Origin of the sequence: Vibrio sp. 10N.239.312.C11 (genome assembly GCF_041466065.1) — a bacterium.
Classification (GTDB): domain Bacteria; phylum Pseudomonadota; class Gammaproteobacteria; order Enterobacterales; family Vibrionaceae; genus Vibrio; species Vibrio tasmaniensis_A.
This window is the reverse complement of the sequence record NZ_JBFSRZ010000006.1, coordinates 1-21,083: the sequence shown is the minus strand read 5'-3', so window position 1 is coordinate 21,083 and position 21,083 is coordinate 1. Positions and strand designations below refer to the sequence as shown.

Below are 21,083 nucleotides of genomic sequence, written 5' to 3'. Positions count from 1 at the left end.
GAATCATTTAAGACCAACACAATAGCTCCAAACACAGAAACGCCCCTATTCTCTCGTGTAAACAATAAGGGCGAATGAGCATTTCCTACGGAGCTGATTGACCCCATATTTTTTCGCGAAATTGAGGAATAAGTTGGCCAGCACCAAATTCATTCAGGTGATCGTCATCAACGTATGTTGGGTGATTGTTGATATCCCCTCGGCACAGCTGATCATCACAAAATATCGGTTCAGGGTCTATAAGAGTAACTCGACAGTTTTGGCTGATTTTTTCATAAGATTTCGTAATCAATACGGTTCTTTGTCGGTACTCTTCAAGAGGAATGGAAACCGAAATATCAGATTGATTTAGAATCGAATACTTATACATAGTTTTAGGTACATCTTTCTTCAGCTCAGGGATTGGCTTGACCAAATAAACAGGGTTAGATTGACTAAGCTCGCACATAGTCTTTTCAAAACTGGATAAGATAGAGTTTAGGTACTCCTCCGATCTGGTCTGAAACCTTTTATCTCCTGCGATTAAACTGATCTTTTCGTTCTCACTTTGCCACCCATCTTCATTCGAACCATAAAGATAGCCACCCATTCTGTTAATGACAACAACAGGAACGTTAGGGTAATTAGTTTTAGCTTTAATTAACGATGCTGAGACAAAATCCCCACACTCTTCTGATAACTCACCACTTGAAAGCACTCTTTTGATACCTGAAATCGTCGGACATGCGCTTCTCGTCCAGTCGATGACCGATGTATCGTTAGGTGCTGACGCCTCAACACTTCTCACTATCGATGCGCCATGACTATCGCCTAAAACAATCGCGGATACGGGTCCTGAGCCATAGTGACACTCAGGAGATGGTCCAAATTCGACGTGGCACTCTCCGCTTCGTGGATTCCGGTCATAGACACTTTGTGCAATGACTAGCTGTGTTTTATCCAGGCGCCAAAGTAATCCTTCACTTTCATAAATAACCTGCCCTATCAAGGCAATAAAGGAAGCAAGAACTAGAGGGTAATAGTTCAAAAAGAATTTACCGCCTTTGGATCTCTCCTTAGGTCGGTAACTTTCAATGAACTTAAATGAAAGGATCCCCATCAAGACCGAAACCATTACTCCGATTATATTGTGGGTAATAGTGTTATTTGTGAGGTTTTTAATGAAAACATTAATAGGCCAATGCCAGAGATAAATTGAGTAGGAACATAACCCAACCCCTTGTATCAGCCGTGATTTATGAAAGGTAAAATTGAGGTCCAAATTCAAAAGCAGAATTATCGCGGTAGCAATGACCGGAATAAGCGTCACATGACTAGGCCAAAGTGTGCTGCTGTCTATCAAGAAAGGGGAAATAAACAGTGAGGCAATAGCAACTAACAGCAATAACTGAACATTGGACTTTTTTAATTCAATGGGCTCTCTTTTCAAAGCAACCACCGAACCTGCGAGCAGTTCCCATGCGCGGGATGGTAATGCGTAATAAGAAGCCGAGCTCCCTAAATACGCATAGTTATAAGCTAGACTTCCGATTAGAGTCGTTCCAATAGCAACGGCTGCACCTTTAGCTCCGAATAACTTGTAGGTCGCCATTAAAACAAGAGGATATAATACATAGAATTGCCATTCTACGGATAAAGACCAAGTGTGAAGCAACCACTTGCTTTGCGCGGCCACATCAAAGTATCCCGACTCTTTTAAATAGGTATGGTTAGAAACAAACCCGACACTGGTGAGAATATGCTTACCTAATTTTCTTAACGCCCAAGGGTCTAGGTAAATAATGCCAACGAGTAACACAACAAGGCACATGACCGCTAAAGCAGGAATAATGCGTTTTGCTCTCGCTAAATAGAAGTTCTTCAATGAGAACTCATTACTCCCCAAACTCGACATGATTATTTTTGTCATCAGGAAACCTGAAATGACAAAAAATACATCCACACCTAAAAATCCGCCAGAGATGGCATTAGGGAAAAAGTGGAAGATGACAACAAGTAAGACCGCTAATGCACGTAATGCATTAATGTCACACCTAAAATGACTGCTCATTATTTATTCACTTAAAACTTATTTATCAATAAATGCACTAAAACTACCCACAATGAAATGAGCGTAATATGCTAGCTTCACTGCGCTTCTGTTCGCACTTGCAGTTTTAGTAGTACCCCAATAAAGACAAAGTACATGACAGCTAAATCACCATTCCTAAAGGGTGAATCGAATAGGCAGATGATCGAAAAATAAACAACAGGTAACAATACAATAGGTGATAGCTTATATCTCGAATTAAACAAAGGGTACATTAAACTAAGCATGAGAAGGGCAATGCCTACCAAGCCAGATGAAGCCGCTTTATCAATATAGTTGTTATGAAGATGCGCATTAACGATAAATCTCTTACCCGAATTTGTTGGCGTGAATGAGAGTTTATCTAATTGCGCTTCTTTATCACCTCCAATGCCGAGCAAGGGGCTATCCACAAAGAAATCGAACCCAGCTTGATACATTTGTAATCTCAAGCCAATGGAAGTATCCATGTTGCCTTGTGATATCTGATCATATTCATACACGCTATAGTCAATACGTTTACTAACCACGTCATATCTCGACACCAAAAATACAGATATAATGACAATGACACAAACAGTAAACAGCGTCTTGTACTGACGATGCTGCATCATCATTTTGAATAGGACAACTAAACCAATAAAAATAACGGCTAGTAGAGGCCCTCTTGACCCCACCAAAAACATGGATAGAAAGCCTATAAATGCCAAGATAGCCATTGCTTTGGGCTTTTTCCCTTCGTACGAAATACAACCAAGTGCGAGCAATAAAATGACAGAGAAGCCTTGAATTGAAGCAAAAATGAGAGCATTAGATGGTAAGCTCCCCCGGACACCAGAGAGAAAAAAGATATAATAAGCAACGAGGATGGTTGTACTGACAATAGAGGTGAAACATAAGTTCTGTATATCTGATAACTTAACAAAGCCATTTCGATAAAAAAGGAAAAATACCAAGCCAATCAAAGTTGCCCTCAGCTCTTGACTGCTAAAACCATGCAACTCATAAGAGGCAACAGCAAAAACAGAAAGCAAGAGCAGTATCCATATCCAGCCATCTTCGAACCAGTTATGCTTATCTCTTACCTCCCTGTTTTTCCTATACAAAAGAGTGCAACAAGCCGCGATAAATAAAGTGATAGCCGCAAGTGGCTTATTTCCCTGACCTAACCACACCTGGACGGTAACAATCCAAAACAAAGGCAGTGTAATGAGTATCTTTTGAATTAAATTCGTGTTGATTCTAACCATAACTAATCTAAAAATGCTGAGAAGAGTTGCACTCTAAAACAAACTTGCCACTGTCGCAAACGAACTGTAGTGACATACAGCGGAAAACAAAGAAACTAGTCCCTTTAGGGCATTGTCCATGAATCATTTACCTATAATTCATATGTCCAAACTCAGCCCATCTAACGGCTTTGGCATCAAACTCCAAAACCACGACTAGATAGGTTAGCTTAAGCCTTCTGTCTTACGTATTAGGAATTAGGAGTTAGGAGTTAGGAGTTAGGAGCTTAAACCCTAGACCTTTACTTTATACTTAAGATCTTGGGCTTCATCGCCAGTCATACCTCGAAAGCCCCAGCAATGCGATGGCTGCTCCTTGATGGTGATCTCGATATCAATGGGAGAGATGGCCAACTGCTTTTCTATTTCAGAAAATATCTTCTTAATCAGGCGCTTTTTGGTATTCACTGCTCGCCCTTCCATCATATTGATCTCTATGACGGTGTAAGCTTCTGTTCGCCCTTCGGGATAAAAGAAATCATCTCTTTCTAATGGTACAAACCGATGCGCTCGTTTGTCATCAGGTAACCCCATCTCACTGTTCAAACATTGTTGTAAGACATTAGAAAGCTGTAACTTAATCGGATTTAAGCACTCTCTGATACCATAAATAACGATCATGACCATTCCTTTGATGTGATGTCAGGTAAAGAAGAACTAAGAGATAAACAACGTAAGATAAGCGTGTCACTTGTTATCTACCCATTGACTAATTCTTAACCCATCTTACCTAATGACGTAAGTTAAAAAAGGTTAAACCGATTAAATTGCGAATAAACGCGACAAAAAACAATGTCTCCCTCTCTCTAACTTCCTGTTCAATACATCACCCCACATTGATCGAACTTCAACGAGCACGCGTATACATCTCTGAATTACGTACGAATCAAATCCGTACAGACTCAATCATGTATGAACTAAGGAGTGCTATGTGCCGAATTCAGCTGAGAAGATCACACGGATAGAAACCGAATCAGAAACACCCGTAGAGACTTCTCAAGAGCTTGCGGTGTTTCCTCTACCGTTATTCATTTTGCCAAGAGGCAGACAAAGACTGCGTATTTTCGAACCCAAGTATTTGAAAATGGTCGCTCATGCTGCGCAAGGAGACGGCTTCATCATTGCGACTCAGGACAATACCAACTCCGATCGCCTGAGTTCTTGGGGGACAAAAGTGTCTATTGTCGATTTCAATATGTCCGATGACCAAATTCTGGAAATCGATGTTGAAGGCGAACAGTTGGTGCAACTGCACTCCTCCTTCCGCGACACAGATGATTTAATAAAAAGTGATTTCCGCCCTTTACCTCACTGGCCACAACGCAGCTATAAGGTGCCGAACGTGGTGACTGCGTTTCTTGTCGAGTTGTTTCGAGAACACGATTCAATCAGAGCACTTTACCCCACGCCTGACTTTGAAAGCCCTCAATGGATCTGTGCTCGACTACTCGAAATGATGCCTATCCCATTGGAAAAGAAAACCAAATTCACAGAACCCGCTAGTTTTCCGTCTTTAGTTCCCTTTTTGAATCAAATCATTACAGGGCAATAAGCACTTTTATTCACTATAATTTTGTATAGTAGAAATTAATTTAAAATAAAGTGATCCCCACCTTCACTCTCCACGTAGTGTCTATCAAATTCGCATGATGGTTAATTACTATGCAAGTGGAAAGCAGAAGAACAGGGAACGGCAAGGAGCATGTCATTATCCCCGACAACAAACTACCTACCGAAAGTAAGGTACCTACAGAGCTATCAAGCTGGCTGATTTTAGTTGGTTCAGACAGAGATAAGCAGGCATTTACTTGTTTGTTTAAATTCTTTGCTCCCAAAATCAAGCGTTTTGGCATCAGTAAGTTGGGCGGTGAAGCCGCTGCCAACGAGCTAGTCCAAGACACGATGACCAACGTTTGGAAGAAAGCGCATCTCTACAACGAAGAGAAAGGCGCTGCAACCACTTGGGTTTATACCGTTATGCGGAACGCCGCCTTTGATATGTTAAGAAAGGTAAAAGCGAAAGCAGAGCAAACCATCGCTGACGACATTTGGCCAATTGACGCCATGGTAGCCGAATCACAAAGTGATCAGCTTCAGTTTGGCGATCATCTAATGAGCCGTCATGTAATGACTCAAATCGAAAAGTTGCCTCTCGCTCAAAAAACCATTGTGAAAGGTGTCTACTTCCAAGAGTTATCGCAAGAGCAGCTCGCCCAACAACTCGATGTCCCGCTTGGAACTGTTAAATCACGTCTAAGACTCGCACTCGCCAAACTAAAAGTTCACATGGGGGAACAAGACCATGATTAAACATCACCCAAATGCGGCAATCTTGAAAGATTTTGTCGATGGCAATCTAGCGGATTCGGTTTCTCTGATTGTTTCTAGCCATGTAGAGCTTTGTGAACACTGTCAAAAACAAGTAAGCATGTTGACGGCGCAAGCCGCTGACTCAGTCTTTGAAAGCGATACAGCAGGGCTAAAACGGTCTGACAGCGAAATGGATGCGTTCCTATCTGACGATGGGGAGTTCGATTTTGATGCTATTGACCAGATCACAGCTGATTTGTCTCAGGCTGTCGAAGTTGTTGTTGAAGCGCAACAAGAGACTGTGTCTAACACAACCTTCACGATTCCTCGCGCACTCAATTCAGTCGCAAGAAAAGACTGGTTGAACTTGGGCAAGATTTCTCGCGCACGACTTGATTTTGATGACGAATCACACCATACCAGCTTGCTGCATATAGATAAGGATGGACAGGTGCCTTGTCACACTCACAAAGGCTTCGAGATCACGCTTCTTTTAGAAGGCAGCTTCGAAGACGAAATGGGTGTCTACAACAAAGGCGATTTCATCTGGTTAGATGGAGAACACACCCACCAACCTGCGACGAAAGAAGGCTGTGTATGTTTAACCGTTTCAAGTGATGCCTTGTATTTCACTAAAGGGGTGAGCCAATTGTTCAACCCACTGGGTAAATACATTTATTAGTTTTAAAAGATTTATCGGGTACGTCACAAGACTCATAGAGTTGGCTAGTAAGAAAAGTAAAAACCAAACTAAAGTAATGTTTAATAAGCAACAAAACACACAATATAAGAATAACAACGAGCAATGAGTGTAAGGAATTGACCAATGGATAAAAAAATAAAAATAGGCATTAGTGCATGTGTCGCCGGTCATAAAGTTCGGTTCGATACTGGCCATAAGCGTTCTCGTTTTTGCACAGACGATCTTGCAGACTACGTAGAGCTTGAGCCAGTTTGTCCAGAGATGGGGGTTGGCCTTCCAACGCCTCGTCCTACGATCCGTCAAACAAGAATGTTAGACGACATTATCCATGTTTCTCGACCTGATGGTTCTGGCGATGTCACCAACGAACTGATCGAGTTTGGGCAAAACTATTCAAAGAATAACCAACACATCGCAGGGTTCATTGTGTGTCAGAAAAGCCCAACCTGTGGCATGGAGCGAGTAAAGGTTTATCACCACCACGGGCGTGGTTCTGAGTCGACAGGCGTTGGCTTGTTCACTCAGCAGGTTATGCAAGGCAATCCCCTCCTTCCAGTAGAAGAGAATGGTCGCCTCAACGATCCAATTCTGCGTGAAAACTTCATGACTCGAGTCTTCACTTATCAAAAATGGCTCGATCTTGTCGATGAAGGTGTCACCAAACACAAGCTGATTCAATTTCACAGCGCTCACAAGTATTTAGTGATGTGCCACCACATTGAAGGCTACAAGAGCCTAGGCAAACTTTTAGCGAGTAACGATTTAGAGATCGATGAACTGGCTGACAAGTACATCGAAGGTCTGATGACGGCGCTAACGCACCATGCAAATCGCGGCAGTCATGCTAATACTCTGCATCACTTACAAGGTTACTTTAAGAAACAACTGAGCAGCGCTCACAAACAAGAGCTCACCAATCAGATTTCATCATTCAGAGAAGGGCTAGTTCCTCTGTTAGTGCCACTAACGCTGATCAACCACTATCTGATGGAATACCCAAACGAGTACCTAGAATCACAAGTTTATCTAAACCCACACCCACAAGAACTTAAGCTGAGATACGGATATTGAGCGACATTCTATGGATAAGACGAGACCTGAGGATTCACGATAACCCAGCGCTCGTCTCTGCAGTTGAAAACGGCGTCTCTATCGCCGTTTTTATTTCAACCCCGCAGCAATGGCAACAACATCACCTTGCACCGATAAAAGCGGACTTCATTTATCGCCACCTGAAACAGTTCGAATCACAACTCGCTGAATTCGGTATCACTCTGCTGCACCTCAAAGCCACAGACTTTAACGATCAAGCCACCAAGCTCATCGACTTGTGCAAACAGATCGATGCTTCATGTGTGTACGCTAATTCAGAGCCGGAAGTGGATGAGCAGTTAAGAGACAAACGCTTAATTGCTAGCGGCATCAAGCTCAAAATAACCGACTGCGATACGATTCTGCCATTAGGTAGCGTGCTGAATAAACAAGGTGAGATGTTCAAGGTTTTCACACCTTTCAAAAACGCATGGTTAAAAGAAGTGCAAGCGAAAGGCATCATTTGCAGCCACGCTCCAGTGCATTCAAAAGGATCGGCACAAGCAGGATCAGTGCAAACAGATTCATCTGAAACGGATTCGCTTCAGAATCTATCACAACTGAAACAATCGTTAAGTGGTTTTTCTGGCGAGTACGATTTCGACTTTCCGCGTACCGATTCAGAGCGTTGGCCACTGAGCCAAGACGTCCTTGAGAGCGTGATTCCCAATTTCTTAGCCAATAAAGTTAACGATTATTCTCGCCTTAGAGACATTCCCTCGATAAAAGGCACGTCTGGACTATCCCCTTATTTGGCGATTGGCGCTGTAAGCCCACGTTGGTTAGCGATTCAATTGATTCAACAACAGCCGGACTTGTTATTTGATACTCAGTTGCCAGCCTTTTCTTGGCTTAATGAATTGATTTGGCGAGATTTTTATAAGCATTTGATGTTCCATCATCCTATACTGGTTAAAGGTGCGAACTTTCAGCAGAAATACAACGGCTTAGATTGGTATCACGACAACCCGAGCTTTAAAGCGTGGTGCGAAGGAAAAACAGGCTACCCATTAGTTGATGCAGCAATGCGTCAATTGGTTGAGACAGGCTGGATGCACAACAGGCTAAGAATGGTGGTGGCAAGCTTCCTAACCAAGCACCTGCTGATCGATTGGCGTTGGGGTGAGCGTTTCTTTATGTCGCACCTTATCGATGGTGATTTCAGCGCGAATAATGGTGGCTGGCAGTGGGCCTCAAGTACTGGCTGTGATGCTCAACCCTACTTTCGAATTTTCAATCCAATCACTCAGAGTGAAAAGTTTGATCCAAAAGGAATTTTTATTCGTAAGTACATACCAGAGCTGCAAAATATCCCAGATAAACATGTTCATTTCCCACATGACTTTATCGCTAAAAACGGAATAGACAGCGAATACTGGCAACCCATCGTTGAGCACAAAGAAGCACGATTGAGAGCCTTAGCCTTCTTCAAATAATTAGAGTGAATATTATGGATAACTCTCTATGGCTTGATAACTTTCTCAACATGTATCGAGAACTCGGAACCGACAATTTCGACATGCTAAAGACGGTTTATCACCCTGATATCGAATTCCAAGACCCACTGCATCATGTCAGTGGGATTGTCGCGTTAACTCATTACTTCGAGAACCTCTACACCCAGGTAACGAGCTGTTACTTTCATATAGAACACACTTTCGAAGCGAACGACGAAGCTTCTGTTTACTGGACGATGCAGTTTGCTCACAAGCAATTAAATGGGCAAAAGCCGATTGAAGTACAAGGGCACAGTCATATTAAAATGTTGGACAACCAAGTGGTTTATCATCGCGATTATCTTGATGTGGGTTCGATGCTGTACGAGCACATCCCAGTACTAGGTTGCGCGATCAAATCCATCAAAAAAAGAGCGAGCCGATAATGCGTATTATGATCACAGGCGCGACCTCAGGTATCGGCCAATCACTCGCTATAGATTATGCTCAACAAGGGCATCAGGTGATTGCTTGCGGCCGTAATCAAGACAAACTGCAAGCTTTAGTTGATTATCACGAGACAGACCTATCGCACTCGTCAATTGACCCACTCTGTTTTGATTTGACTGATTACCACAACTTCCCAGCACTCGACCAAGATAAGCCGCTCGACCTACTGATTTTGAACGCGGGTGATTGTGAGTACATCGATGATCCTGTTAATTTCGACGCAGAGTTGTTCGAGCGCGTCATCAACATCAACCTAATTTCAATTGGCTACGCCCTCAAAGCTTGGCTAAAAAACATCAAGCCCGGCGGCCGCTTGGTTTTAGTCAGCTCCAGCGCGAGCTTTCTACCATTGCCAAGAGCCGAAGCTTATGGCGCTTCAAAGGCCGCTCTCACCTACTTAGGTAGAACACTCTCAGTTGATCTCGCCGAGCACAACATTCATGTCTCAATTGTGCACCCAGGCTTTGTTGAAACACCATTAACCGAGCGAAACTCCTTCGCTATGCCTATGATTATTAGTAGCGAGGCAGCCACTCAACGAATCGTAAATGGTATTGCTCAAGGAAAGAGCGAGATCGATTTCCCAAGACGATTCATATTAATAATGAAATTACTAAGAATGCTACCGACTCCAGTTTGGCAAAAACTCGCTTCAAGGATGGTATAACAATGAAAAAAATCGCCATTATAGGTTCAGGTATCTCTGGACTGACTTGCGCACATGTACTAGATAAGCACCACGACGTTACGGTATTTGAGAAAAATGACTACGTCGGCGGGCACACTGCTACGGTTGATATTGAACACCGAGGCAAGGCGTTTTCAATTGACACTGGCTTCATCGTATTCAACGACAGAACCTACCCAAACTTCAACCAACTGCTTGAGCAACTCGGTGTCGAAAGGCAACCGACCGAAATGAGCTTCAGCGTACACAACACCACGACTAAGTTTGAATACAACGGCCACAGCATTAATTCGTTATTCGCTCAGAGGAGTAATATTTTCAAGCCTCAATTCTGGTCATTAGTGTCTGACATCCTCAAGTTCAATAAGCTGTGTAAAGCCCAGTTCGAGAGCAACCAATTCACGCCAGATGTTACCCTTGGCAGCTTCCTAAGCGACAACCACTTCTCAGACTTCTTTAGTCAGCACTACATCTTGCCAATGGGTGCAGCTATCTGGTCGACAAGCTTAGAAGAGATGGAAGAGTTCGAGCTTAAATTCTTTATTCAGTTCTTCTACAATCACGGCCTGCTAGACATTGCCAATCGACCTCAATGGTATGTGATTCCTAAGGGTTCACGCTCGTACGTCGAGATCATCCTTTCATGCTTGAATAAACCAGTCGCGTTAAACACCTCGATTAAACAAGTCATTCGTCAAGAGTCAGGGGTTACCATTGAATTCGAAGATGGCAGCACACAAAGCTTCGACGAGGTGATTTTTGCGTGTCACTCAGACCAAGCCCTGCGTTTGCTGGGCGACGCGACTGAACAAGAACAACAGGTACTAGGGGAGATCCCTTACAGCCGAAATGAGGTGGTTTTGCACACGGATACCAACCTGTTACCCGACCGTAAACTGGCTTGGGCTAGCTGGAACTACATGCTAGATGGCAACAGCCAAAGGCCTGCCTGTGTCACTTACAACATGAACATTCTGCAGGGCATTGAAAGCCAAGACACCTTCTGTGTAACCCTAAACCAAAGTGACGCGATAGCGCCTGATAAAATCATTCGTAGCTTTGTTTACCATCATCCGGTGCTCAACTCGAACACGGTCGAAGCCCAGCATAAGCGCGAGCAGATCTGCGGCAAAAACAACACCCACTTTGCAGGCGCTTATTGGTACAACGGATTCCATGAAGACGGTGTTCACAGTGCGCTCGATGTCACGAAGCGCTTTGGCCTAGATTTGAGCTCGAGTTCAGTACGATGAACACTCACACCATGACACCCGACATGGGGATCGCATCCGAAAAGAGTGAAGAGCTCAGCGGTATTTACTGGGGCAACGTACGCCACCGCCGCTTTGGCGATATTACTCATGAATTTAGCTATCAGCTGTATATGATGGGGTTAGATCTCGATGAACTGCCCCAAACCACAGCGCGTAGTGCGCTGTTCGGAACTCGATGGTACAACCCGATTCGCTTTGTCGAATCGGATTATCTCGCTGAAAAAAAAGAAAATGCCACCACGGATGAACCAAAATCACTTAAACAACGTATAGCTTCCAAAGTGCAAAAACTTGGTGGGGTTTGGTCTGATTCAAACCGTGTGACGATGCTGGCTCAGTGTCGCTGTTTAGGTATCTATTTCAGCCCAATCAACTGTTTTTTCTGTTACGACGAAACTGGTGATTGTCGCTATATGTTGGCCGAAGTGAGCAATACGCCTTGGCGAGAAAGACACTATTATCTCATCGACATGCACAAAGAGTTGAAAGTAAAAAAAGAGTTTCACGTTTCGCCGTTCATGGATTTGAATATGACTTATTTTTGGAAGATTAAGCCACCAGCGAAACGCACCTTGGTCCACATTGAAAGCCGCCGAGACGACAAGCTTTTCGATGCGACACTGGCCTTGACGAAACAGTCAGTAACCAAGACAAACATTAGACGAACGGTATTTAAGATTCCGGCGATGACGATCAAAGTCGTGATGGGAATTTATTATCAGGCTCTCAAATTATTCCTGAAAAAAGTACCGTTTGTGGGGCATCCAGACTCAACATCTTAAGTGTCTTCACAGCAACTAAATAATAGAACTCGACCCAAGCTTGGGTTCGCTCCAACTAAGGGGCACAACCCAGCTTAGTTGGCACAAAATATTAGAATGAGTTATCAGCGAGGTTTACATGGAACAGCTTGCCAAACAAAACAACAACATTGAACAACAAGCTAAAGCCGTTGCTGTTTCAAGCAACTGTAAATATCGAGCTTTAATCTTTAAGGTTCTAGAAAGCCTGCAATTCGCGACGCTTGAGATCATTGAGCGCGACCAACATTCGGTGTTCGGCGATCGAGAAGCAGACTTGAAAGGTAGAATCGTGATTCACGATGCAACATTTTTTAGAGATGTCGTGATTGACGGCAGTATTGGCGCATCTGAGGCCTACATTGATGGAAAATGGACAAGCCCAGATCTCACCAAAGTGATTCAAATCATGGCTCGAAATCAATCTCAACTCGACGAGCTTGATGACAAGACACAATGGATTTCTCGCATCAAAAACCTATTGCTGCGTCGTAAGAATGCCAACACAGAGCAAGGCTCTAAACGTAATATTCTTGCGCACTACGATATTGGCAATGAGTTGTATGAACGCTTCTTAGACAGCTCGATGCAATACTCTTCCGCTATCTACAGCGAAGAAGCAGAAACCCTATCCAAAGCTCAGCAAAACAAAATGAAAACCATCTGTGAGCGATTAGAGTTGTCAGAGAACGATAACGTGGTCGAGATAGGCACAGGCTGGGGTGGCTTAGCTATATTCATGGCGCAACACTACGGATGCCATGTCACCACAACCACAATCTCAGATGCCCAACACGCGCTTGCAGAACAAAGAGTAAAAGCGCTTGGCTTAACCGACAAAATCACCCTGCTTAAAGAGGATTATCGTAACCTCACTGGTGAATATGACAAGTTGGTCTCTATCGAGATGATTGAGGCGGTCGGCCATGAATATCTACAGACCTTCTTTGAGAAATGTTCTTCACTGTTGAAACCATCAGGCAAAATGCTGATTCAAGCAATCACCATTGCCGACAGTCGTTATGATAAATACCGCAAAGGCGTCGACTTTATTCAGAAGTACATCTTCCCCGGTGGTTGTTTACCTTCGGTTGCCGTGATGACTCAACATCTTGCCACCAGCACCGACCTTGTCGTCCAAGAAATTGATGACATTGGCCTTCACTACGCTCGAACACTCAACGACTGGAACGTCGCCTTTGAAAACAGCTGGGAAGAGCTCGAGTCATTAGGCTATTCAGAAGAGTTTAAACGCCTTTGGGTTTTCTACTTCTGTTACTGCGAAGGGGCATTCCTAGAGCGCGTGATCAGTACTCATCACCTTGTCGCAAGAAAACCTCGTTACTTTGGAGCAAAAGATGAAACGGTTTTGGATTATTAATCTCGTTCTGTTTCAAGCGACCTGGGTTTGCAGCGCCTTCTTTACCGCGCAAGCCCCGTTCGTCACGCCATTGATCGTGGTGGTTCACTTCCTTCTCTCTCCAACTCGCAGTAGCGACTTGAAAATACTCGTCTTATTACCATTGGGGCTATTGCTTGATAGCCTCATGCTCCACTTCGGTATTTTTGCCGTCGACTCTGAAATTGCTAATCAATCTTGGTTTCCAGTTTGGCTCATTTGCCTGTGGATCATGTTCTTAATCAGTTTCAATCACAGCCTGAATTGGCTTTTAAAATGCTCAAAAGTGATCTTGTTTGTCATAGGGTTCGTAGCAGGTACTAGTAGTTATTGGGGAGGCATCAAAGCAGGCGCCCTTCTTACTACTTGGCCAGATGCATCGGTGCTAGCTGCCCTTGCAATAAGTTGGGGGATTTTGTTGCCCTTACTGGTGGCCGCTTACTCCAACTTAGTACAACCCAAAATGGCAACAACGAGGTGACTTATGGCTTTTCCACGCAACCCTACGCAAGCGCTCAATTCTAAGAGCTATAATAGTCGCGTTCGCACACAAGCAAGCGAGCAATCAAGAAATCGACTATTTAGCTTAGTCACCTTAACCCTCATTTGCGCGGCACTGCTATTCGCAGGAAGCGCTAAAGCTTCCGCTGTAGATAATCTAAGCAAACGCGGCCAAGGTGAGATGAGCTACCTGTTTTGGACACTCTACTCAGCTGAATTCTACGCGACCCCAACCAATTCTGAACGCGCGTTAAAGCTTGAATATTACCGTGCGATTGACAGCAAAGACCTCGTTGATGCTACCCAAGATCAATGGAGTAAACTTGGTTACTCCAACAACAATATCCAACGTTGGTTGAAGCCTCTATACGAGATGTGGCCCAACGTAGAAGCAGGAAGCACACTCACTATCCGCGTAACCGAAGACAACGTGAGTCGTTTTTACTTCGATGAGCAGCCTATCGGTATCATCCAGGACAAGCAGTTTGGTGACGCTTTCTTAGCGATTTGGTTATCTGAAAACACCTCTGAGCCCGGTCTACGCAAACAACTTTTAGGTTTAAACAAATGAGTCCAAAAACAAAAATGATCAAACTCGCCCTGACAATTTTGTCGATCGCTTGGCTAACAGGTTGTGGCTCTGCAAGTTTAGAGCACCACGCAGACACGACTCCAGAGCTCAAGCTTGAAACCTTTTTTAATGGTGAACTGAAGGCCTATGGCATGGTGCTTGACCGCTCTGGTAACTTATTGCGCCGCTTTGATGCCAAGCTCATCGCTACTTGGGACGGAGACAACGGAGAAATCAAAGAGTGGTTCTCCTTTGCTGATGGTGAGCGTTCAACTCGCGTTTGGAATCTCATCAAAACCGGAGACAACACCTACACAGGCACCGCCAACGATGTCGTTGGCACGGCATATGGAGAGACCCAAGGTTCAGCGCTTTACTGGAAATACGATTTAGAAATCGAAGTAGACGGTAGCACCTATGAAGTAGTGCTTGATGATTGGATGTTCTTGATGGACGACAAACGCCTGTTCAACAAAACTGAGATGTCTAAGTTCGGCTTTAAAGTCGGTGAAGTGATTTTGTATATCGAGAAACTTTAATTAACTGACGTTTCTGATTCTCAGCTCCATCACAGATAACCTCTACCTCAAAAGAGAATCTCAGCTCACCTTATAACCTCAGCCCGCAATGCAATCTCAACCCACAACAGAAAATTGTGGGTTGTTCTGTTTAATCCCTCGAATAGCATACCTGTATGCTCAAGCCTTTGTGCTAAGATGCGCCACCAGCATACAAATGGGCTAAACTCAGTTGAGCGAACGTGATACACAGTTCCACCAATTCAGAGCACTTCCCCATTGGTTTCGCTAAGCGTAGATTCCCTACCATGAATAATTGAAAAGGCTTTAAAGCATGAGCAAGTTGACCTCAGCGGAGCGTAAAGCTCGCGACAATGAACGTTTCTCACAACGTGTAAACGACCGCAGAGAAAAAGGCGAAGACGTAGTTGCTTACGCACTGACCAACAAGAAAGCTGTAAAATTCCTGACTAAGTCGGAAAAGAAACGCTTCAATGAAGCAAAAGTCATTCGCCAAGAAGAACAGCGAGTGAAAGATCAAGAAGAGCTCAACAGAATCGAAGACTCATTCACGACCAAACAGTTCGACGACGAGTAATCTGATTTTCAAAAGCGCTGGCCCTATGCCGGCGTTTTTACTTTTTAGTACTCCTTCTTTTTTCTTCCTGGCTTACATCACTTTCTCAAACCTCAATTCTATCGAGTAATCTTAGTCATGAGCCTCAGCATCTTGGTCTTAGATCTCAGAAAACACGCTTTCAAAGCCTTACTATCTCGATTCAATTCAACAATTCCGAGTCCCCATGATTTTAATCACCGGATCAAGCAGCGGTTTAGGCGCAGCTTTAGCTAAGCAATATGCGAACGCATCAAACAGCCGTCAGCGCTTAATGATCACTGGCCGCAGCTCACAGCGTTTAGCTGAATTAGCGAAAAACCTGCCAGCAGATACCGTTAGCCAAACCTGTGATCTATGTGACCCGCACTCCGTGAGCGAACTGCTTGATGCCTTGCCAGAAACACCAAAACTGGTGGTTCACAGCGCTGGCAGTGGATACTTCGGTAAGATAGAACAGCAAGATCCAGCGGCGATCAGCGACATGCTAAAAAACAATATCGAATCGTCGATATTTCTGATTCGTGAGCTGGTTCAGCGTTACAAAGATCAACCCGTCACCATTGCGGTCGTGATGTCGACCGCAGCTCAAGGCGCTAAAGCAGAAGAGTCCACCTACTGCGCAGCAAAATGGGCAGTAAAAGGCTTTATCGAATCGGTAAGGTTGGAGCTCAAAGGTCACCCGATGAAGATCGTTGCAGTTTACCCCGGCGGGATGGCAACCGAGTTTTGGGGAACCAGCGGCAAAGCAATGGATACCTCAAGCTTTATGACCGCACAAGAAGCCGCTCAAATGCTGCAGCAGGCGTTAACCAGTACCGAGCATGGATATGTGTCAGATATCACGATAAACCGCGGTTAACGGCTAATGAGAGCAGCGAACAGGTAAACCGAGCTATTCCGCTAATTATTTGTGAGGGTGAGCACGAAAGTGTGCGACAATGCTCAGCGTAAATTCATATTCAAGGTTTATTATGAAACTTCTAGTTCGTAACCTATCGCGCTCTACTGCAGAGCAAGACATCCGTGTTCTATTTTCTGAGTTCGGCTCAGTAAAAGAGTGCAGCCTAGTTTTAGACCAAGAAACTGGCGAATCTAAAGGCTTTGCTTTTGTTGAAATGCCAGAGCACGAAGAAGCTAAAGCAGCACTAAACAAGCTGAACTTGTCAAAGCTTGGCAAAAACACGATTCGTGTAAAAGTCGCTAACTCTTAATCGAGTAAACGCTTTATAAGCCACATGGCTTAGCTTAACAGCAGCACAAACACAGATGATAAAGCCCGTAACGATATAACGCTGAAAAACGTAATATCGTTACGGGCTTTTTGCTGCTCGCGATTCTCTTTTCACACGATTCGAATACGCCTACAGCCCTTCATGTTCATCAATGGCACGCCTTGCTTCTGCCATTGAACATCCAGATTCCATCACCAGTTGAGCGACGGTCATTGAGGGTGTCGCGGCCAACAGAGATGCCAAACACACCAAAGGTTTAGGCAGCACTTTGTCGATTGCGATTGCTATCCAATCGTCATTTTCGTGAGTTAACATCGTTTTAAATTCAACGAGTTGATGCTCTTGAGCGACCAAAAGCCAATTACGCGAACGACGAACTCGTTTCAACTGACATCCACATTCTGCAGCATGCGCCATCACTTGGCTTTTATCACTCACACGATGTACAAAACTATTCAGTGGGACGCTAAACATAACTCTCTGCTAACCAATATATTCCTACCATTCAAGAAATCTAGAACTACCACTCAATACCTCAATCACAACTCAATAAAATCATGCTTAGGATTACACATACTTCAGACGTAAAAAAGCGGCTTATAGCCGCTTATCTTAGTTAGCTTGAGCTTTTCGTCGCCTTACCCATTCAACCTCATCAACTCCGACGCGATTAAAGTCACCCACAATTGATGATACTTTCGTTTGGACATCTAAGTCTTCAAGGTCTCCAATCCACTGGTATTTTTTATTTGCTTCTGACTCAAATACAATACTATCTTGATCATCAAATGCTTCAACCTTCGGCCCCCCATGGGCTTTAAACTCAATATGTTCTAACTCATAAAATTTCAAATTAGTTCGCAGGTGAACATAATCACCCTCGTTGTTTATATCTGGTGCAACTAAATCAAACACACCATCGTTAATAACTAACTGCGCAAATAAGAAGTTACGTGGTCTCTTTACTCTTGCAGTATCACACTTTGGCATAACACATAGCAGATAAGAGCCATCTTCAATTGATTTGATTATTGTTCCTTGGGTCAAATAAGGAAAACCAACCATCAAATCACGGAATGTACGGCGAAAAGCAGTAATACAGGCGAGAGCTTGAGAAGATTTTTGAGTTTCCCCATCAGCTTTACCAAATGCACCGACAACTTTTTCAAGGTTAGCGATTACCTTCACTATTTTACTAGCTCTAGCAGCACTAGTATTTTCTTGAACAGCCTTAAATAGCCCTTTCTTTTTTGGGGTAAAACCATATTCAAAAGATTGAAGGAATCCATTTCTACTGAGAGTAATCTCATCAGTAGGTGTCCCATCATCTGTTATAGCAGCTTTCTGATATCGCTTGTCATAGTTTGCTTCAACCCATGTTTTTATTGTGTCGTACCCAAGAGTCTTACGGTCAATCTGAGCAAGCGCTAGCACATTCCTCAAGTACGATGAGTAATTTTCTAACATTAGAACTTCGGAGTCTTCAGGGTCTGGTAAAAGAGCACGGTGAGCTAAATATCCTGAATCTAAATCAGAGCTGAATTTCGCTAATAAAGCTCCAGTATGTTGCCTTACTGTCGTCGTCGCTTTCATCGCAAAAGCAGGAATTAAACCATCAACAAGTATGGCAAATTCTTCTAGCGCTTTAGCTGGTAATTCTTCTTCGTATACTGCCCTAGGGCCTTCAATTGTATTTTTCTTATGATAAAAAATAATGTTTAGCTGCTCTGAACTAACCTGATATTCACCAGGTTTATCTAAATTTTCGTCACCTAAATACTCCCATAGATCATCACGTAACTTCTGAAGATCTGTTTCCCCAGTATATACAACTATGGTACGTAACCTTCCGCCATTTGCCTTATCGTGTTGAAGTATCTGCTTTACGATTTCTTGGCTATAGGTAGCGTCATGATCTACTAGCATCCAATCGAGAATTATGACATCTGCAGTTGCTGATACTTTCATCGCTTTTGAAGCGAAATCAACAGCAGGCTCACCTTCCTGAATCTGTGGCTGATACAAACCAGCCACAATTCCACGATCATAGAATGCATTAGTGAGAGATAACGTATTTAATGGATGTGTGATTTGCTCATTCGGCTCCACTAGTTCTCCTATTTGCACCTCCTCGAGCGGTACGGGTGCAACCATAGGGTCAAAAACTCCACTAGGTTCAACAAGAGCATCGGCAGGTTCAATAATAGTTGAAGCGTTTGTTAAGCCAGCCCCATCATCGATGATCAAAACAGTTTGGACATACTCATCAACTACCTCACGGCAGTACTGATTAAATGCAGACATTACTCTTGCTCCATAATTTTTTCACTAATAACAAAACATGGAGAGGCATCTGCACTTCCACTAGCTAACTGAATATCAAGCCCTTCATGATTGAGGGATTCTTTACTTATAAATAAACCCATGCCACGACCGCTGGATTTTCTAGAGAAAGTGAATTCAAAAATCCTATCTCTATCAATTAGCGGGATTGAAGGGCCATTATTGCTTATGACTAACTGATCACCATCAACATCCAACTTGATTTCTTTCTTATCATTATCACTTTCCAGTTGGGTGTTAAGCCAGTAAATAGCGTTGTCTACCACATTGATAAACACGGGTAAAAATGACGATGGAAACACATTGGTCGTTTTCACCATAAACGCTTTAGTCGACGTTAATTCAATGTTGTGGCGTTTTAAGCGTTCATCGAAAATATCTTTTAGGTAGCTGTCTATTTCTTTACCTGAGAGATCTATCTTGCTTCGATATAGCCGGCGATTTAACGGGGTAAACATTTTCAAATACCCATCTAAATGCGCAAAGCTGTGGCTAATGTTGTTATATAGCCCATTTAGCTTAGGGTTTTTATCTGCCCAAGGTTTGAGGGAACGAATTGAACTTCTTACGTTACGAGCAGTACTGCTAAACTCATGCTGAATAATGCCCAGTGACATTCCTAGTTGAGCAAACTCATAGTATTGGTTGAGGGATTCTTTTACTTGTTCGTTTTCACTTTCCAAGGCAACGATAACGTCTACTGAACTTGATTCATCATCGTTGATGTCATTAATAACAAGCTCGATGGTATCTCGCATTTTTTTGAAGTATTGTTCCGTTTGCTCATTAATCTCTTCTAGCTGCTTTTCCCAAGACGAGACAACCTCTAGTGACTCTTCCTCAGAATAAGTATCTATAGCGGTTGAGTTTATGGATGTCATAACCTCAGCTAACGCTTGAGTATATTCGGCAGACTTATTTCGAGCCTTTTCTTTAATAACAGCATCTATTTCACCGACATTGCTTTTTAGTTCGTTACGGTAGCTCGATATTGTCTTGGTCAGTGTTTTCTTCTCTTCTTCGATAAATTCACTGACGCGATCTCTGAGTGTAAATGACAAACTATTCGAGGTGACATACTCAGAAATTTGTAGCTCTATGTTCTTTTGAACTGGGCTTACCATATCCTCATAAAACTTCTCACGAGTAGCCAAATAAGTTGTCCAATTCTGCTCATCTTCGTTACTCAAACCAATTTTTGGCATGATTATCTTTAGTTCTTTATCAAAAGACTTCCATTTAGCGGACATGTCACTGCGAAGGCTTGATATGAAGCGATACTTTTCTTGCTCATTCCATGTATCACTCGCTTTTTCAAATTCAACTTTAACGTGATTTTTTATTGCCTCGACTTTAGTTAGGTATGAGCCATCACCATAAGTATCAAAAAAATCTGCTAGTTGATCCCTGAAGGTTTCTTTTTTAGTTTTAACTAATTTTTTCCGTTTCCTCTCAGCTTCGCTTTCTTTCTTCGCCTGTTCTTTAAATTTATTTTTAATCTCAGAAAATCGATCATTAACTGAAGAGTCCCTAAAAAAGTCTGCGGCTAATTGGTCAAAGAAATATTCTAATATGTTAGTAAATTCTTTATAAGCGACGTTTTCTATTAAACCTTCTCGTCCCGCTTTTTCTTCTAGCCTTGTATTCACATCATGCTTAATTTCAATAGCACCAAGGCTTTGTTGCGTAATTCAATGGAACTAAATCAAGAACCTACGATCTGATCAGCT

22 protein-coding genes are annotated in these 21,083 nt (G+C 43.2%); 16 read left to right on the top strand and 6 right to left on the bottom strand.

The genetic code is table 11. The annotated features are described in order from the left end of the window. Window positions 1–85 precede the first annotated feature (85 nt). The 3 genes from AB6D07_RS04170 to AB6D07_RS04160 all read right to left on the bottom strand — a co-directional run bounded on the left by AB6D07_RS04170 (window position 86) and on the right by AB6D07_RS04160 (window position 3,978). Window positions 86–2,050 carry an acyltransferase family protein gene (locus AB6D07_RS04170; protein ID WP_017102356.1) on the bottom strand — a complete coding sequence of 655 codons (1,965 nt, stop codon included), beginning with the start codon at window positions 2,048–2,050 and terminating at the stop codon, window positions 86–88. A gap of 77 nt (window positions 2,051–2,127) precedes the next feature. Then, window positions 2,128–3,318, bottom strand: coding sequence for an O-antigen ligase (locus AB6D07_RS04165; protein ID WP_017102355.1), 1,191 nt, complete (start codon window positions 3,316–3,318; stop codon window positions 2,128–2,130). Between the two features lie 273 nt (window positions 3,319–3,591). Further along, window positions 3,592–3,978 carry a tautomerase family protein gene (locus AB6D07_RS04160; RefSeq protein WP_029222810.1) on the bottom strand — a complete coding sequence of 129 codons (387 nt, stop codon included), beginning with the start codon at window positions 3,976–3,978 and terminating at the stop codon, window positions 3,592–3,594. A 310-nt stretch (window positions 3,979–4,288) separates the two neighbouring features. Here AB6D07_RS04160 and AB6D07_RS04155 point away from each other — a divergent pair, with 310 nt between their 5' ends. The 16 genes from AB6D07_RS04155 to AB6D07_RS04080 all read left to right on the top strand — a co-directional run bounded on the left by AB6D07_RS04155 (window position 4,289) and on the right by AB6D07_RS04080 (window position 16,989). Beyond that, complete coding sequence (locus AB6D07_RS04155; protein ID WP_017102353.1) at window positions 4,289–4,909, top strand: LON peptidase substrate-binding domain-containing protein; 621 nt, start codon at window positions 4,289–4,291, stop codon at window positions 4,907–4,909. 110 nt (window positions 4,910–5,019) lie between these two features. After that, window positions 5,020–5,667: a sigma-70 family RNA polymerase sigma factor gene (locus AB6D07_RS04150; protein ID WP_009846090.1), complete on the top strand. Its 648-nt coding sequence runs from the start codon at window positions 5,020–5,022 to the stop codon at window positions 5,665–5,667. Further along, window positions 5,660–6,349 carry a ChrR family anti-sigma-E factor gene (locus AB6D07_RS04145; protein WP_009846089.1) on the top strand — a complete coding sequence of 230 codons (690 nt, stop codon included), beginning with the start codon at window positions 5,660–5,662 and terminating at the stop codon, window positions 6,347–6,349. The genes AB6D07_RS04150 and AB6D07_RS04145 overlap by 8 nt, the downstream gene beginning before the upstream one ends. A 144-nt stretch (window positions 6,350–6,493) precedes the next feature. After that, window positions 6,494–7,441 (top strand): DUF523 and DUF1722 domain-containing protein, encoded by a 948-nt coding sequence (locus AB6D07_RS04140; protein WP_017102352.1) that lies wholly within the window; start codon window positions 6,494–6,496, stop codon window positions 7,439–7,441. Next, window positions 7,438–8,898, top strand: coding sequence for a deoxyribodipyrimidine photo-lyase (locus AB6D07_RS04135; protein WP_017102351.1), 1,461 nt, complete (start codon window positions 7,438–7,440; stop codon window positions 8,896–8,898). Before AB6D07_RS04140 ends, AB6D07_RS04135 begins: the two co-directional genes overlap by 4 nt. Before the next feature lie 14 nt (window positions 8,899–8,912). Beyond that, window positions 8,913–9,344 (top strand): nuclear transport factor 2 family protein, encoded by a 432-nt coding sequence (locus AB6D07_RS04130; protein ID WP_017102350.1) that lies wholly within the window; start codon window positions 8,913–8,915, stop codon window positions 9,342–9,344. Beyond that, the gene (locus tag AB6D07_RS04125) at window positions 9,344–10,075 is read left to right on the top strand and encodes an SDR family NAD(P)-dependent oxidoreductase (protein ID WP_017102349.1); all 732 of its coding nucleotides are present in this window, start codon (window positions 9,344–9,346) and stop codon (window positions 10,073–10,075) included. The genes AB6D07_RS04130 and AB6D07_RS04125 overlap by 1 nt, the downstream gene beginning before the upstream one ends. Window positions 10,076–10,077: 2 nt before the next feature. After that, window positions 10,078–11,349: an NAD(P)/FAD-dependent oxidoreductase gene (locus AB6D07_RS04120; RefSeq protein WP_017102348.1), complete on the top strand. Its 1,272-nt coding sequence runs from the start codon at window positions 10,078–10,080 to the stop codon at window positions 11,347–11,349. Further along, window positions 11,346–12,152 (top strand): DUF1365 domain-containing protein, encoded by an 807-nt coding sequence (locus AB6D07_RS04115; RefSeq protein ID WP_017102347.1) that lies wholly within the window; start codon window positions 11,346–11,348, stop codon window positions 12,150–12,152. Before AB6D07_RS04120 ends, AB6D07_RS04115 begins: the two co-directional genes overlap by 4 nt. A gap of 118 nt (window positions 12,153–12,270) precedes the next feature. Beyond that, the gene (locus AB6D07_RS04110; protein WP_017102346.1) at window positions 12,271–13,551 is read left to right on the top strand and encodes a cyclopropane-fatty-acyl-phospholipid synthase family protein; all 1,281 of its coding nucleotides are present in this window, start codon (window positions 12,271–12,273) and stop codon (window positions 13,549–13,551) included. Next, window positions 13,529–14,050, top strand: coding sequence for a DUF2878 domain-containing protein (locus AB6D07_RS04105; RefSeq protein ID WP_017100705.1), 522 nt, complete (start codon window positions 13,529–13,531; stop codon window positions 14,048–14,050). Before AB6D07_RS04110 ends, AB6D07_RS04105 begins: the two co-directional genes overlap by 23 nt. A 3-nt stretch (window positions 14,051–14,053) precedes the next feature. Further along, on the top strand, window positions 14,054–14,641 hold the full coding sequence (locus AB6D07_RS04100) for a chalcone isomerase family protein (protein WP_017102345.1): 588 nt from the start codon (window positions 14,054–14,056) through the stop codon (window positions 14,639–14,641). Then, window positions 14,638–15,180 (top strand): DUF3833 domain-containing protein, encoded by a 543-nt coding sequence (locus AB6D07_RS04095; protein WP_017102344.1) that lies wholly within the window; start codon window positions 14,638–14,640, stop codon window positions 15,178–15,180. Before AB6D07_RS04100 ends, AB6D07_RS04095 begins: the two co-directional genes overlap by 4 nt. A gap of 313 nt (window positions 15,181–15,493) precedes the next feature. Then, window positions 15,494–15,757 (top strand): hypothetical protein, encoded by a 264-nt coding sequence (locus AB6D07_RS04090; protein ID WP_017098840.1) that lies wholly within the window; start codon window positions 15,494–15,496, stop codon window positions 15,755–15,757. 205 nt (window positions 15,758–15,962) lie between these two features. Then, on the top strand, window positions 15,963–16,637 hold the full coding sequence (locus AB6D07_RS04085) for an SDR family NAD(P)-dependent oxidoreductase (protein ID WP_017100702.1): 675 nt from the start codon (window positions 15,963–15,965) through the stop codon (window positions 16,635–16,637). Between the two features lie 112 nt (window positions 16,638–16,749). Then, complete coding sequence (locus tag AB6D07_RS04080) at window positions 16,750–16,989, top strand: RNA-binding protein (RefSeq protein ID WP_004732698.1); 240 nt, start codon at window positions 16,750–16,752, stop codon at window positions 16,987–16,989. Window positions 16,990–17,139: 150 nt separating this feature from the next. Here AB6D07_RS04080 and AB6D07_RS04075 read toward each other — a convergent pair whose 3' ends face one another. The 3 genes from AB6D07_RS04075 to AB6D07_RS04065 form a co-directional block, all read right to left on the bottom strand. After that, on the bottom strand, window positions 17,140–17,484 hold the full coding sequence (locus AB6D07_RS04075) for a ribosome recycling factor family protein (RefSeq protein ID WP_017100701.1): 345 nt from the start codon (window positions 17,482–17,484) through the stop codon (window positions 17,140–17,142). Between the two features lie 138 nt (window positions 17,485–17,622). Then, on the bottom strand, window positions 17,623–19,314 hold the full coding sequence (locus AB6D07_RS04070; protein ID WP_017100700.1) for a response regulator receiver domain: 1,692 nt from the start codon (window positions 19,312–19,314) through the stop codon (window positions 17,623–17,625). Next, window positions 19,314–21,002 (bottom strand): ATP-binding protein, encoded by a 1,689-nt coding sequence (locus AB6D07_RS04065; RefSeq protein WP_372140704.1) that lies wholly within the window; start codon window positions 21,000–21,002, stop codon window positions 19,314–19,316. The genes AB6D07_RS04070 and AB6D07_RS04065 overlap by 1 nt, the downstream gene beginning before the upstream one ends. Window positions 21,003–21,083: the final 81 nt, after the last annotated feature.